Here is a 13,417-nt window from a genome sequence, read left to right as displayed (position 1 = left end):
CCGAGGTGAAAGAGGGTGCGCTACTGAATGACGGTTCAGTATGACGCACTCGGCCCGGCCGGGAACCGCGCGGGCCGCCCATAATGGAACGACCCCGACCACCAGGAGGACCCGTGACCGGTACCGGCTCCGACCATTCGCTGCGGGCCAGGCTGCGCGCCCTGCGCCCCGAGGCCTTCGGCGCCGACCCGGCAGGCGAGCGTCTCGCGCGCATCCGCCGCTCGCCGAATTTCGCGGACGGCGTCTTCCAGAACCCCGTGGCCGCGCGGACCAGGCCCACCGGGTCGACGGTCGAATTCGCCAAGGTCTACTTCGACAAGGAGGCGCGCACGCGCCGTGCCCCCTCCGGCGCGATCCCCGTCCACGCCACCACACTGGCCGACCTCGCCAAGCCCCCGGTCTCGGGCCTCCGCATCACCTGGATGGGGCACTCCAGCGTCCTCGCCGAGATCGACGGCCGCCGGGTCCTCTTCGACCCCGTCTGGGGCGACCGCTGCTCGCCCTTCGCCTTCGTCGGTCCCAAGCGCCTGCATCCCGTACCCGTGCCGCTCGCCGCGCTCGGCCCGGTCGACGTCGTCGTGATCTCCCACGACCACTACGACCACCTCGACCTGCCCACGATCAAGGCGCTGGCCTCCACGGACACCGTCTTCGCGGTGCCGCTCGGCGTCGGTGCCCACCTGGAACGCTGGGGTGTGCCGGCCTCGCGCCTGCGCGAGCTGGACTGGAACGAGTCCACCGAGGTCGGCGACCTGCTCCTGACCGCGACGCCCGCCCGTCACTTCTGCGGTCGCGGCCTGCGCAACACGCAGCACACCCTCTGGGCGTCCTGGGTCGTCACGGGCCCCGAGCACCGGATCTACCACAGCGGCGACACCGGGTACTTCCCCGGCTTCTCGGAGATCGGCGCCGCGCACGGTCCGTTCGACGCGACCATGATCCAGATCGGTGCTTACAGCGAGTACTGGCCGGACATCCACATGACCCCGGCCGAGGGCGTCCAGGCCCACCTCGACCTCCAGGGCGGCCGCCCGCACGGCGTGCTCCTGCCGATCCACTGGGGCACCTTCAACCTGGCCCCGCACGCGTGGGCGGAGCCGGGCGAGTGGACGGGCGACGCCGGGGAGGAATTCGGGCAGGCAGTGGCGTCCCCCCGCCCGGGGCAGCCCTTCGAACCGGCCGGACCCCTCCCCGTGGACCCCTGGTGGCGGGCGATCTCCGAGCCCCTGGCCCACCCCTGGCGCCGCCCGGACCGGCTCGAGCCGGCACCGGTCGACAAGCGAGGATCCGACCTCGACCTCGCCGGCGACCGCTGACGCGTGGCGCGGGAGCGCGCCGCGCCGCGGTGCCGCTGACCCCGCAGCGCCGCGCCGCATGGACGCCGACGTGCGCGGCCCCGCCGCATGGACGCCGACGTGCGCGGCCGCGGGGCCCCGACGCCGCTGAGCGCGGGCGCCGCGCCGTCGGCGCCTGCGGTACGGCGCCGGTTCCCCGCTCGCGAGCGGCACAGTGCCCCTCGACGCCGACGGGTGTGCGACGCCACCCCGCTCAGCAGCGGGCGCGTGTCGCCGCCCCGCCGCTTCCACATCTGGCCGATGGGGAGAGCAGTCTTGAGGTTCGGGTTCTGCGCCGGTCGATGCCCGGGGTGTTGACCCTGCACGACTACCTCGATGCGGAGATCGTCGTGACGAGCGGGTTCGCCCAAAGACGGCTCGATGTGTGTCTGGCTCCGGACGACTTGGACAGCTGGTCACAGGTCCTGGGTGAGCTCGCCGCCGGGCGGGATGTCGTCTGGATGGACGACGGGCGCAACCCCGAGATCCGGTTCGAGTGGTCTGGACAGGGCGGGGTTGCCGTGTTCGTGGTGGAGGACGTGGCTGCATCGGGGACATCCGTCCGTGTTCCGGTGCGCCTGGCCGGCGGTTGGGCCGATGAGCACTACGAACGGCTGCAGCGGGTCCGTGCTGCTTGGCCCCAGGAGGTTGTGGAGACCTCTCCCGGCGCCTACGAGTGGCGGCGCTGAGCTGTCGAGAACCGACGCCAGCAGATGAGCGCGCAGGCCAGGATGAGCAACGCTTCGTGGATGTCGTCGCGGATCTCCCAGCGGCTCCGCAGGCGGCGGAACCGGTGCAGGTGGGCAAAGGCTCGCTCCACCACCCAGCGTTCGGTCCCGCCGGAGCCGTGCTCGGTGCCGCGGCGGGCGATGACCGGCTTGACGCCCAGGTCCCAGGCGAGGCGGCGGTACCTGTCGTGGTCGTAGCCGCGGTCGGCGAGCACTGCGTCCGGGCGGCGTCGCGGTCGGCCGCGCTTACCGCGGACCGGCGGAACCGCCTGCAGTAGCGGGATGAGCTGAGGGACGTCGTTGCGGTTGCCGTGGCGGCAGAGGGATGCCAGTGGCGTCGGTGAGCTGTTTTGCTGCCGGTTCTGCCCCGGTCGACAGGACCTCATCCCGTTTTGGATCGCCGTTTAATGCCCGGACGTGCGAGCCGTCGACCACCGCCCGGGAGAAGTCCAAGACGTTCGCGCCGCGCAGCCTCGCGAGGAGAACCTCGTGCAGCCGGGGCCAGACGCCGGCCTCGGTCCACTCGGCCAGGCGACGCCAGCAGGTCATGCCCGAGCCGAAACCCAGTTCCTGCGGCAAGTGCTCCCACGCGATGCCGGTACGCAGCGCGAACAGAATCCCCTGAAACACCAGCCGGTCCGGCCCAACGTCTCGTCAGGCCCTTCCCGGTGCCGGAGACCCGCCCCGCGGGTCCCGCCCCGGTGGACTCCTCGGCCTTGCCGCCCCTCCGATGCGGGGCCGCGAGCCGAAGGGGCCCGGAGGGTCGGACGCCGCTCGTACACGCAGGGGCGATGCGAACGCGAATGCGGAAAGCGGCGGATCGCCCGGTGGTGCCCCGCGACGGGGGCCCGGCGCGGCTCGCGCTCGGGCGAGCTCGTTCCTCCTTGTCGGACCGCGCAGTCAGATTCCGGTCACGGCCGGAATGCACAGAGGGTGGCGGGGTGAACACGCCTCCGCCCCGCCACCTGCCCGCTCCGTTCCCCCGCCCCCGCACCCCCTCGTCGAGTTCCGGCCATGTTCTCGGCCTGTCGTGCGAAGGGTGATAGCAGAGTGGGTCCCCCCTGCGGGTAACTTTGCCAACTGCGCACCGCACATGAACGGTTGACGTCTAGAGTGGGTGGTTGGTGATCATCGGTAGGCTCATCCGACCCACGTAGTGCACCCCCGTAGTACGCCGACTCCTGGGCACGTACCAAGGACACTCATGTCTCAACTTCGCGCACCCGCCGCGCGGTCCGAACGCCGTGAGGGCGGACGGCACGGCCGGTCAGGCGCTCGTTCCGCTTCCGGCGCCGGGGCTCCCAACCCCGCGCGGCAATCCGCGCCGGTCCCGGCGGAAGCCCGTATACGCTCCCAACTCCTGCGCACCTCCGTGCTTCCCGCCGTCGCGGTCGCACTCGGCGGCGCGGCCGCCGTCATCTTCACCATCCGCTCCACAGGAGCCGGCCCGACCCCCGGTCTCTGGGCCGCGCTGACCGGCGCGGCGGCCCTCACGGTCGCCTCCGTGACCGCCGCCGCGCTCGGCGCCGACCGGGCGGCCAAGTCCGTGCTCGACCGCTGCAACGCCCTGCGCCGTGCAAGCGCCCGCGGCCAGAGCGAGCTGCGCACGGTCGTCGAGCAGTTACGTCGCGGCGAGGGCGCCCCCGCTCGCCCGGTCACTCCGCCCGCTCCCGCGTCCGGCGACGAGTTCGACCTGCTCTCCCAGGAGCTCGCCCGCTCCCACGAGGCCGCCGTGGCCGCCGTGGTGCAGGCCTCCCGGCTCTCCACCAGCGTCGGAAACGAACAGAAGGTCGAGGTCTTCGTCAACCTCGCCCGGCGCCTGCAGTCCCTCGTACACCGCGAGATCCAGCTCCTGGACGAGCTGGAGAACGAAGTCGAGGACCCGGAGCTGCTCAAGGGCCTGTTCCACGTCGACCACCTGGCCACCCGCATCCGCCGCCACGCGGAGAACCTCGCCGTGCTCGGCGGCGCCATCTCCCGCCGCCAGTGGTCGAACCCGGTCACGATGACCGAAGTGCTGCGCTCCTCGATCGCCGAGGTCGAGCAGTACCCGCGCGTGAAGCTGGTGCCGCCGATCGACGGCACGCTGCGGGGCCATGCCGTGGCCGACGTCATCCACCTCCTGGCCGAACTCGTCGAGAACGCCACGCTGTTCTCCGCACCGCACACCACGGTGCTGCTGCGCGCCCAGTACGTCACCGCCGGCCTTGCCATCGAGGTCGAGGACCGCGGCCTGGGCATGCCGGTCACCGAGCAGAACAAGATGAACGCGCTCCTCGCCGACCCCGACCAGGTGAACGTGGCCCACCTGCTCCAGGACGGCCGCATCGGGCTCTTCGTCGTCTCCGCGCTCGCCCGCCGCCATGGCATCGCGGTACGCCTCCAGTCCAACATCTACGGTGGCGTCCAAGCCGTTCTCGTGCTGCCGCAGGGCCTCCTCGGCGCCGACCCCGAAGGTCTCGCGCGCAGCGAGGGCCAGACGGCCGCCGTGGCCGCCGGCCCGTCGCACACCCAGGCGCCCTCGATGCAGCAGGTCCCCCAGCAGGCTCCCCAGGCACCGGCCCGGCCGGCCCACGCGGCGCCCGGACCTGCTCCCGTACCCGGTCACGTATCCCCGTCGCCCGCGACCGCACCCGTACAAGCAGCCGTACAAGCACCCGCGCACAGCCCCGCTCAGCCTCCGGCGCACAGCCCGGCTCAGCCTCCGGCGCACAGGCCCGGGCAGCCTCCCGCGCACAGGCCAGCTCAGCCTCCCGTGCGTACGCCCGGACAGTCACTCCCGCAGATGCCCGTACGCACCCCGGCGCGCGCTCCGGAGCCCGCGGCCGCCGAACCGCCGTACCGGCCCCCGACGTACACCCCCTCCACGTCCGCCATGCCGTTCCAGCAGGCGGACACCGCCGAGCACGCGCAGTCGACGGGCCGCCCCCTGCTCCCCAAGCGGCGCGCCCAGGAGCACCTGGTCCCGCAGCTGCGCGACGAGCCCGCGGTCCGCAAGCCCGAGGAGCACACCCTGCACGACCCGGGTCTGATGGCCGCCTTCCAGCGCGGTATCGGACTCGCCGAATCCCAGCCCGCGCCCCATCAAGAACCGCTGCGTCCCGGTGACGCGCACAAGGAGTAGATTCACCATGGCGAGCAATGTGCCGAACGGCCATTCCTCGGATCTCGACTGGCTGCTGAGCGGTCTGGTCCAGCGGGTCCCGTACACCCGGAACGCGGTACTGCTCTCCTCCGACGGCCTCGTCAAGTCGGTGCACGGCCTCGACACGGACGCCGCCGACCACATGGCCGCGCTGGCCTCCGGGCTGTACTCGCTCGGCCGCAGCGCCGGCGCGCGGTTCGGCGACGGCGGCGAGGTGCGGCAGGTGGTCGTCGAGCTGGACTCCACGCTGCTGTTCGTCTCCACCGCCGGTTCCGGCACGTGTCTGGCGGTCCTCGCCGGGCGGGAGGCGGACGCCGCCGTCCTCGGATACGAGATGGCGATGCTCGTCAAGAGCGTGCGTCCGTATCTCGTCACTCCCGCCAGGCAAGCGGCGGGTGCGGCGGGCCGCTCGGGACAGTGAGCGTGGTGTCCTCCCAGGAGGGGCCCTGGCTCGACGACGCGGCGGGCCGGCTGATCCGTCCGTACACCGTGATCGGTGGCCGGACCCAGCCCACCACCGCGCTGGACCTCCTCTCCATGGTGATGGCGACGGGCTCCTCCCCGCAGCCCCACATGGGTCCCGAACACAGCCTGGCCCTCGGGCTGTGCGGCGGGCCCACCTCGGTGGCGGAGATCGCGGCGCACTTACGGCTGCCGGCCGTCGTCACCAAGGTCCTGCTCTCCGATCTCGTGGACTGCGGGGCGCTGACCGCCCGCGCGCCCCGCTTCCACGCCAATCCAACCGACCGTTCCTTGCTGGAGGCAGTGCTCGATGGCCTACGACAACGGCTCTGAGCGCCACGAGAGTTACGCGACCGACCCGTTCCCCACCGCGCTCAAGATCCTGGTGGCGGGCGGCTTCGGCGTCGGCAAGACGACCTTCGTGGGCGCGGTCAGCGAGATCGAACCGCTGAGCACCGAAGAGCTGCTGACCCAGGTCAGCGCCGCCACCGACAGCCTGGAGGGCGTGGAGTCCAAGACCACGACCACGGTCGCGATGGACTTCGGCCGCATCACCCTCGACGACCGGAACGTGCTGTACCTGTTCGGCACTCCCGGCCAGGAACGCTTCTGGTTCATGTGGGACGAGCTCTCCGAGGGTGCCCTCGGAGCGGTCGTGCTCGCCGACACCCGCCGCCTGCAGGACTGCTTCTCCGCCGTCGACTTCTTCGAGCGGCGGGGGATCGGGTTCGTCGTCGCGGTCAACGAGTTCGACGGCGCGTTCCGCTACGAGCCCGACGAGGTGAGGGCGGCGCTCGACCTCGATCCCGAGGTCCCGGTCGTCCTCTGTGACGCCCGGATCTCCAGCGCCGGCATCCGTACACTCCTCACCCTCGTCCAGCACCTGCTGACCACCATCCCGGCCCCCGTGCCGAGCTACGGAGCACCGTCATGACCTACGACCCGACCGGTCATCTGCTGCTGACCCCCGTCGACCAGGAAGCGCCCGCCCGTGTGCGCCGTCTGCGCGAGCTGGGCATCGGGGAGCGGCCGGAACAGGCCTTCGACGAGTTCGCCCACCGGCTCGCGGAGGTGACCGGCGCCCCGTACTCGATGGTCAACTTCATCGACGAGAACCGGCAGTTCTTCGCCGGGCTGCACACCCCGGCAGGCACCCACACGGGAAGCGACCTGGGCGCGGCCGCTGCGGGTGGAGACGTCGGCCGGTACATGGCCCGCGACCACGGCTACTGCCCGCACGTGGTGGTGCGCCGCAAGGCGCTCGTCCTGGAGGACGTCTGCGACTACCCGCGGTTCGCCGGGAATCCGGTCGTGGACGAGATCGGCATCCGTTCGTACATGGGCGCGCCGCTGATCGACCGTACGGGGATAGCGCTGGGCACGATCTGCGTGGTCGACACGGACGTACGGCCGTGGGGCCGCGCCGGTCTGGAGACGATCAAGTCGCTCGCGGCGGAGCTGGTGGAGCAGATCCACCGCCGTGAGGAAGGGCTGATCTGACCCGCTCGGAGGCGGGGGAGACGCCGGGCTCCGACGTGATGCACCGGCTCCGACGGTACTCCCGCTCCGGTGGACCGAACAGGTGCGCCCCGGGACGACTCAGTGGTCGTGCCGGGGCGCTGCTGCGTGTACGCGGTCAGGCATGCACGGGCTCCAGCTTGAGGAGGTCGGCAAGCTTCTCGGACCAACTGCCCTTGTCCTGGCCGAGAGCGACCTCGGCAAGACGGAGCAGCTGGATGTCGGAGGTGCCGGCCGGGGCGAAGATGTGGTGCGCGTCGCGGAGGTAGCGCTCGATCGGACGGTCGGTGAAGAGGCCGGCGGCCGCGTGGATCTCCATCGCGTTGCGGCCGGAGTCGATCGCAGCCTCGACGTTGACCAGCTTCGCGTTCATCAACTCGGCGTCGCAGGAAAGGCCTTGGTCGAGCAGATGTACGGCGTGGTACGCGGCGAGGCGGGCCGTCATCAGCCGGGACTGCATCTGGCCGAGCTTCAGTTTGACCGTGGGCAGGTGGTGCAGGGGCTTGCCGTAGCGGTGGCGTTCCGCGCAGAAGCGGGTCGTCTCCTCCAGGATCGCCTGGTGGATGCCGAGCGAGACGGCGGTGAGGTTGGCCCTGCCGTAGAGGACGCTGGAGGAGTACGCGACGGCCAGGCCGTCGCCCTCGTCACCGAGCCGGTTGGACGCCGGCACCCGGCAGTTCTCGAAGATGAGCTCGCCGAAGCTGAAGCCGTGCAACCCCATGGCCTGCTGCTGGGGGCCGAGCCGGAAGCCGGGGCGATCGGCTTCGACGAGGAAGGCCGTCAGGCCCTTCGACCCGGGGCCGGTCCTGACCACGACGCCGTGCAGATCACCGACATGGCTGTTGCCGACGAACACCTTGCTGCCGTTGAGGAGGTAGTCGTCTCCGTCACGGACGGCATCGGCCGTCATGCCGAGGACATGCCCGCCCGACTCGGGTTCGGTGACCGCGATGGTCGGGAGGCACTCGCCGGCGGCGATGGAGGGAAGCCAGGTCTTGCGCTGCTCGTCGCTGCCGAAGTGGACGATCTTGGCGGTGCCGAGCTGGGAGGCCTGGACCATGGCGCCCATCGCGCCGCTGACCCGTGAGAGTTCCTCGATGATAATGGTTTTGGCCAGGTGGCCGGCGCCCATTCCGCCGTATTCCTGGCTGATCGTGGCGCCCAGCCAGCCTTGATCGCAGATGAGCCGGGACAATTCGTGGTGCACCGAGCGTGATGATTCCATTTCGGCTATTCGCGGGCGGACCTCTCGTTCGGCGAAGTCCCGGACGGTTTCCCTGAGCCGATGATGGAGTCGGCTGCCGAAGTAGCTGTCCATGCGAGTCCCTCCTCTGCGAATCCTGCTCGTTCGGTTGTTCGAGCAGGTGGTGCATCGGCAGTGGCCCCGTCCCGAACAGGCCGACACTCCATGGTGTTGATCTTTCTCGGACGGATCAATATCGCCACTGAGTTTGTCCGAAACCCGGGTGGTTGACGTTTGAATCCGGCTGTGGTTCGGGGGGAGTTGGCCTGTTCGGGCGGGTCGTCGGGGCATTCCGCTTGGGCATCTTTCTGCCACATGCCAAAGGCAAACAATGGGTGGTCATATGGCGGTCATATGGCGGTGAGGCGGGTCGGATCACCTCATGTGCCACCTGTTCACCATGGGACGCTCCCTCGTGAACGAGAAACCGATTTCGGGCGAAGTGGAAATCCGGGTTCCGGGCGCGTCACGGGAAGTGCGGAGCGTCCGGGGTGTCCGGGGCGTGCACGCCGGTGCGTAAACGCTGCGATGACGTACCGGCGGGCGCGTTTGGGGGCGTCACTGCCGCCCGGGTGTCGGTGTCAGTGGCGGGTCGTACGGTCGACGTATGGCCACTGCCGACGATGTTCGCCGCATCGCGCTCTCGCTGCCCGGGGCGGTCGAGAAGCTCGCCTGGGGCATGCCCACCTTCCGTGCGGGCCCGGGCGGCAAGATCTTCGCCTCCCTGGACGACGACGACCAGGCGATAGGGGTGAAATGTCCCAAGGAGGAGCGTGCGGAACTCCTCGCGTCCGAGCCCGCCAAGTTCTTCATCCGGGAGGGCCACGACGACGGCTACGCCTGGGTACGTGTCCGGATAGGTGCCCTCGACGACGAGGAGGAGCTCCGCGCCATCCTGGCCGATTCCTGGCGCCAAGTGGCTCCACGCCGCCTCCGGGATCAGTACCCGGAGGTGGGCGTGCCCCCGGAGCAGGGCTGAGTCACCGGCCGAGGAAGCCCGTGACGCGTTCGCGCAGTCCGGCCGGGTCGAGACCGTGGCCCGCCAGATGCTCGTCGATCGTGCCGTACTTGCGCAGCTCCCGGCGCGCGACACCGAGCCCGAGGACGCGGTGGGGGAGTGCGGCGAGGGCGTCGTTGGCGGCGGCGGTCGACGTGCCGGCGAGGTACGGCTCGACCAGGACGACGTCCGGGCGGGCCCGGCCGACGGCGCGGCGCAGGGACTCGGCGTCGAAGGGGCGGACCGTCGTGGCATGGAGGACGGTCACGTCCAGCCCCTCCGTCGCGGCGAGGACGTTGTCCAGCATGGGCCCGACGGCGGCGACGACCCCGGCGCGCCCCTCGCGGACGGTGCTGAGGCCGGGGGTGACCGGGCGGGGCGCGGCGTTGGACTGCAACGAGAGCCGGACGTAGACAAGGTCGTCGCCCTGGACGGCCTGGCGCAGCAGCGTCTCCGCCTCGTCCGGATGGCCGGGGACGTGGATCGTCCAGCCGTCGAGCGTCTCGAGCAGGGCCACGTCGCCGGGTGCCATGTGGGTGAGGCCGCCGGCCGGCCAGTCGTACGACGCGCCGGCGCTCACCAGGACGCCACCCACTCCCTGGTGACCGAAGTCCAGCTTGAGCTGCTCGAAGGGCCGCTCGACCAGGAAGCTCGCGAAGGTGTGCAGCACCGGCCGCATCCCGGTCAGCGCCAGCCCGCCGCCTGCGCCGATCAGCAGCTGCTCCCGGATGCCGACGTTGATCACACGGTCCGGGTGCCGGCGCTCCGCCGGACGGAACCCGTCCATGCTGATCTCGGCGAGAACGAGCGCGAGGCGCGGGTCCTCGTCGAGCAGCCGGCTGGTGGTCGAGATGAAGCGGTCACGCATCGTGTCCATGGTGGGGGTCTCCTGGAAGGGGGTCAGGCGTTCTTGGGCTCGACGCGGGCGACGACGGCGCGCGGCCGTCCCGGGTGGGGTGCGGTGAAGGCGGCGTACAGCGCCTCGTGATCACGTCCGTCGACGGTCTCGGCGGACCATCCGGCGGCCTCGAACCGCGAGGCGATCCCACCGGGCCAGCCGTAGGTGGCGGAGCTGTTGTCGATCACCAGCGTGTGCAGCTGCTCCAGGCCGGCGGGCCCCGCATAGGCGATGGCCTCGTGATTGCTGCCCTCGTCCAGTTCGGCGTCGCCGATGAGCACCCACACGCGGGAGTCCGTGAGCCCCTGCGCCCGCAGCCCGAGCGCGCTTCCGACGGCCAGCGGCAACCCGTGCCCCAGCGACCCGCTGCCGATCTCGGCACCCGGCACGAGGGTCCGGTCGGGGTGATGCCCGAGGGGCGAGTCGTACGAGCCGAAGCCGGTGAGCCACGCTTCGGGGAAGAAGCCCTTGGCGGCGAGGACGGCGTAGTACGCCATCGGCCCATGGCCCTTCGACAGCAGGAACCGGTCCCGATCGGCGCGGTCGACGCCGGCGGGCGAGATACGGAGCACGCGGTCGTAGAGGACCCAGAGCGCGTCGAGGGTGGAGGTGGCGGCGGGCGAGTGCTTCTCGTGGCCGGTCATGAGGCCCATGAGGCCGTGGAGCCGGTCGATGTCCGGGTCGATGTCCCGGCCGATGTCCGTGTTCGTCATGGCGCCCACGGTGCAACCTCAAGCTTGGTCGAGGTCAACTCCGTAAAGCGGTTCGTGACCACCCGGGGAAGTGCGGTATTGTTCTCATGCGCGTTCGGCCGGGGGAAACCCCAGGTCAGACGGGCATCGGGACGTGGCGCAGCTTGGTAGCGCACTTGACTGGGGGTCAAGGGGTCGCAGGTTCAAATCCTGTCGTCCCGACTCGAAAGAGTCGCAGATCAGGGGCCGTTTCAGAGCAATCTGAAACGGCCCCTGACTCGTTCATGGGGACCTGTTGGGGACCAGCGCACTTGGCCGGGGTGAAGCGCACCTTGACCCGGCCAAGAGGTTCCTGCCACGGATGGCTCGCCCCGGTCCTTCGCCACCGGACGCAACGCCGACCACGCTGTGGTCTCCGTGACCACGGGCGGGCCTCATGCGCCGCCTGGAGACCGTGACTGACTTGACATCCCTTCACCGGCAGGGGCCGTTTGGGTGATGGTGCTGTCGTCACCCGCGGCCACCTCGCGTAGCTTCGTTATCAGAAGGGCACCGACAGCTATTCCGCCACCGCTTCTCCGGTCGCGGTGTAAAGGGGTGCTGGATGCCGATGACGAGTCGGCGTGATGTGCTGGCGAGATCTGCGGGAGCGGTGGCGGTCGCCCTCGTGCCCGGCTCCGGCGTGGCAAGGGTGCCCACTCCACAGGAGCTGCCGGTCACTACGCCCGATGGGCGCGTGGACTGGGATGCCTTGCGGGCGCAGTTTCGTCTGGAGCCGGGATGGGTGAACCTTGCGTTGTTCTACCTGGCCTCGCATCCGAAGGTGGTGCGGGATGCGGTGGATCATCTGAGTGCACAGGTCGACGCCAATCCTCTGTCGGTGCCCACGGGGATGGCGTTGCCCGACGGTCCGACCGGATGGCCTCGGGTACGTGAGGCGCTCGCGGCCTATCTGGGAGGCCGGGCCGAGGACATCGCGATGACGGCGAGCACGAGTATCGGGCTGGGAGTCGTCTACAACGGCGTCGTGACCCGTCCGGGACAAGAGTTCCTGCTGACGGAGCACGACCACATCTCCCATCGCACCGCCGCCCGGTTGGCCGCCGAAAAGCATGGCAACTCGGTGCGACTGGTGTCCTGGTTCGCTGATCCGGCCACCGCGACGGTGGAGGGCATCGCAGCGGCAGTCGGCGAGGCGATACGCCCGAACACCCGAGTCGTAGGGATCACCTGGGTGCAGTCGAGCACGGGGCTTCGGATGCCGGTGCGTGCGGTGGCCGAGGTGGTACGCCGGGCCAATGAAGGGCGCAGCCCTGCCGAACGGTGCCTGCTGGTCGTCGACGGCGTGCACGGGCTGGCGGCAGTCGACGAGGACGTCGCTGGCCTGGGTGCGGACGTGGTGATCGCCGGAACGCACAAATGGCTGTTCGGTCCCAGGGGAACGGGGCTGGTCTGGGTGGCGCCGGACGTCCTCGAGCAGCTGCGGCCCGCCTTCGTGAGCTTCATCGGGAGCGGGGGAGCTGCGTCCTTGTCACCCGGCGGGTTTCTGGCGTTCGAGCATGCCTTCGCCCTGCCGGTGGCAGTAGCGCTGCATGAACAGTTGGGCCGAGCACGCGTCGCCGCCCGCATCACACAGCTGTCGACGCGGGTGAAGCAAGGACTGAGCTCCATTCCCCGGGTCACAGTGCACACCCCTGCTGACCCGGAGCTGTCAGCGGGCATCACGTGTTTCAGCGTGGCCGGACACACCCATCAGCAGGTCGTCGACCACGCCGCCGCCCGCCGCGTGCGGCTGTCCACCTTGACCTACACCCGCATCGGCACAGCCGTCATCAACACCCCAGCAGAGATCGACACCGCACTCGAGAGCCTGGCTGATCTCACCCGTTGAAAGCGGTTCTGGGCTTCCCCCGGGCGTCACTGGGGCATTCGGCACGGGGCCCGGCGACGGCGGGAGAGGGTTCCGTGGAGCGCAGGGCGGCGAAGGCCCACATGTAGCCGACAGCGGTCGAGCGTCGGGTCATGTCCCGGCCGGGCCCTGACCCTGCTCGCGATCGCGGTAGGGCCGCGTACCCGAAGTTGCTCGATCCTGCAGGTCAACCCAGCGGCAACCCCCGACTTCTTCAGGGGCAGACAGCTACGCCTCCTACCAGAGAAGCCAGGGCATTCACGCTGCCCGATCAGACCTCCACCTCGCTGTCGGGCCGCCTTGCCGGTGGACGGCTGAGGGCGACCAGGTTCGGCCCGCCGATAACCGCCGGACCGGCCCGATGCATCGCCGATGCCCGTGGTGATCGCTGCTTGCCACAGAGAGGCGCTTGGTGTTTCTGACAAGGGTGTAAGAGTTGTCTGCTTCTGAGGTCCCGGACAGTCCGCCGCGCGCCCGGCCTCGCCGCCGGG

General features: G+C 70.4%; 12 protein-coding genes, 1 tRNA gene and 1 pseudogene. 10 read left to right on the top strand and 4 right to left on the bottom strand.

Annotated elements, in window-relative coordinates:
* The first annotated feature begins 113 nt into the window (after window positions 1-113).
* Both ACFY8U_RS03470 and ACFY8U_RS03465 read left to right on the top strand, forming a co-directional pair.
* A complete protein-coding gene (locus ACFY8U_RS03470; RefSeq protein WP_389565038.1) occupies window positions 114-1,316 on the top strand; it encodes an MBL fold metallo-hydrolase in 1,203 nt (400 codons plus the stop codon).
* 215 nt (window positions 1,317-1,531) lie between these two features.
* Window positions 1,532-2,023: a DUF5959 family protein gene (locus ACFY8U_RS03465; protein ID WP_389565035.1), complete on the top strand. Its 492-nt coding sequence runs from the start codon at window positions 1,532-1,534 to the stop codon at window positions 2,021-2,023.
* On the opposite strand, the pseudogene ACFY8U_RS03460 reads toward ACFY8U_RS03465, so the two are convergent.
* Window positions 2,005-2,701 (bottom strand): annotated as a pseudogene (locus tag ACFY8U_RS03460) (IS5 family transposase); the annotation flags it as partial. The gene ACFY8U_RS03465 and the pseudogene ACFY8U_RS03460 sit on opposite strands and share 19 nt — an antisense overlap.
* A gap of 565 nt (window positions 2,702-3,266) precedes the next feature.
* On the opposite strand from ACFY8U_RS03460, the gene ACFY8U_RS03455 reads away from it, so the two are divergent.
* Genes ACFY8U_RS03455 through ACFY8U_RS03435 form a run of 5 tightly spaced genes read left to right on the top strand, consistent with a single transcriptional unit; the run spans window position 3,267 to window position 7,169 of the window.
* Window positions 3,267-5,186: an ATP-binding protein gene (locus tag ACFY8U_RS03455; protein WP_389565032.1), complete on the top strand. Its 1,920-nt coding sequence runs from the start codon at window positions 3,267-3,269 to the stop codon at window positions 5,184-5,186.
* 7 nt (window positions 5,187-5,193) lie between these two features.
* Window positions 5,194-5,628 carry a roadblock/LC7 domain-containing protein gene (locus ACFY8U_RS03450; RefSeq protein WP_389565029.1) on the top strand — a complete coding sequence of 145 codons (435 nt, stop codon included), beginning with the start codon at window positions 5,194-5,196 and terminating at the stop codon, window positions 5,626-5,628.
* A gap of 2 nt (window positions 5,629-5,630) precedes the next feature.
* Window positions 5,631-6,002: a DUF742 domain-containing protein gene (locus ACFY8U_RS03445; protein ID WP_361594916.1), complete on the top strand. Its 372-nt coding sequence runs from the start codon at window positions 5,631-5,633 to the stop codon at window positions 6,000-6,002.
* Entirely contained in the window at window positions 5,980-6,603 is a 624-nt protein-coding gene (locus tag ACFY8U_RS03440; RefSeq protein WP_389565026.1) for an ATP/GTP-binding protein, read from the top strand. The genes ACFY8U_RS03445 and ACFY8U_RS03440 overlap by 23 nt, the downstream gene beginning before the upstream one ends.
* The gene (locus ACFY8U_RS03435) at window positions 6,600-7,169 is read left to right on the top strand and encodes a GAF domain-containing protein (protein WP_361594920.1); all 570 of its coding nucleotides are present in this window, start codon (window positions 6,600-6,602) and stop codon (window positions 7,167-7,169) included. Before ACFY8U_RS03440 ends, ACFY8U_RS03435 begins: the two co-directional genes overlap by 4 nt.
* 136 nt (window positions 7,170-7,305) lie before the next feature.
* Here ACFY8U_RS03435 and ACFY8U_RS03430 read toward each other — a convergent pair whose 3' ends face one another.
* A complete protein-coding gene (locus ACFY8U_RS03430; protein ID WP_361594922.1) occupies window positions 7,306-8,505 on the bottom strand; it encodes an acyl-CoA dehydrogenase family protein in 1,200 nt (399 codons plus the stop codon).
* A gap of 532 nt (window positions 8,506-9,037) precedes the next feature.
* Between ACFY8U_RS03430 and ACFY8U_RS03425 the strand changes: the two genes are divergently transcribed.
* Window positions 9,038-9,409, top strand: coding sequence for an MmcQ/YjbR family DNA-binding protein (locus tag ACFY8U_RS03425; RefSeq protein WP_361594924.1), 372 nt, complete (start codon window positions 9,038-9,040; stop codon window positions 9,407-9,409).
* A 1-nt stretch (window position 9,410) separates the two neighbouring features.
* Here the strand turns inward: ACFY8U_RS03425 and ACFY8U_RS03420 are convergent, their stop codons facing one another.
* Together ACFY8U_RS03420 and ACFY8U_RS03415 are read right to left on the bottom strand one after the other, a co-directional pair.
* Window positions 9,411-10,304, bottom strand: coding sequence for a transketolase family protein (locus tag ACFY8U_RS03420; RefSeq protein WP_389565022.1), 894 nt, complete (start codon window positions 10,302-10,304; stop codon window positions 9,411-9,413).
* 23 nt (window positions 10,305-10,327) lie between these two features.
* The gene (locus tag ACFY8U_RS03415) at window positions 10,328-11,038 is read right to left on the bottom strand and encodes a transketolase (RefSeq protein WP_389565019.1); all 711 of its coding nucleotides are present in this window, start codon (window positions 11,036-11,038) and stop codon (window positions 10,328-10,330) included.
* 127 nt (window positions 11,039-11,165) lie between these two features.
* Between ACFY8U_RS03415 and ACFY8U_RS03410 the strand changes: the two genes are divergently transcribed.
* Window positions 11,166-11,239, top strand: a tRNA-Pro gene (locus ACFY8U_RS03410).
* A gap of 382 nt (window positions 11,240-11,621) precedes the next feature.
* A complete protein-coding gene (locus ACFY8U_RS03405; RefSeq protein ID WP_389565016.1) occupies window positions 11,622-12,908 on the top strand; it encodes an aminotransferase class V-fold PLP-dependent enzyme in 1,287 nt (428 codons plus the stop codon).
* Window positions 12,909-13,417: the final 509 nt, after the last annotated feature.

The organism is Streptomyces sp. NPDC012508, assembly GCF_042902595.1.
GTDB lineage: Bacteria > Actinomycetota > Actinomycetes > Streptomycetales > Streptomycetaceae > Streptomyces.
This window is presented reverse-complemented; position numbering and strand designations above follow the sequence as displayed.

Bases quoted from the DNA above. Each gene is read 5' to 3' on its own strand.
- ACFY8U_RS03415 (WP_389565019.1), bottom strand. From the start codon at position 11,038: ATGACGAACACGGACATCGGCCGGGACATCGACCCGGACATCGACCGG.
- ACFY8U_RS03405 (WP_389565016.1), top strand. From the start codon at position 11,622: ATGCCGATGACGAGTCGGCGTGATGTGCTGGCGAGATCTGCGGGAGCG.
- ACFY8U_RS03435 (WP_361594920.1), top strand. From the start codon at position 6,600: ATGACCTACGACCCGACCGGTCATCTGCTGCTGACCCCCGTCGACCAG.
- ACFY8U_RS03430 (WP_361594922.1), bottom strand. From the start codon at position 8,505: ATGGACAGCTACTTCGGCAGCCGACTCCATCATCGGCTCAGGGAAACC.
- ACFY8U_RS03440 (WP_389565026.1), top strand. From the start codon at position 5,980: ATGGCCTACGACAACGGCTCTGAGCGCCACGAGAGTTACGCGACCGAC.
- ACFY8U_RS03455 (WP_389565032.1), top strand. From the start codon at position 3,267: ATGTCTCAACTTCGCGCACCCGCCGCGCGGTCCGAACGCCGTGAGGGC.
- ACFY8U_RS03420 (WP_389565022.1), bottom strand. From the start codon at position 10,304: ATGGACACGATGCGTGACCGCTTCATCTCGACCACCAGCCGGCTGCTC.
- ACFY8U_RS03425 (WP_361594924.1), top strand. From the start codon at position 9,038: ATGGCCACTGCCGACGATGTTCGCCGCATCGCGCTCTCGCTGCCCGGG.
- ACFY8U_RS03450 (WP_389565029.1), top strand. From the start codon at position 5,194: ATGGCGAGCAATGTGCCGAACGGCCATTCCTCGGATCTCGACTGGCTG.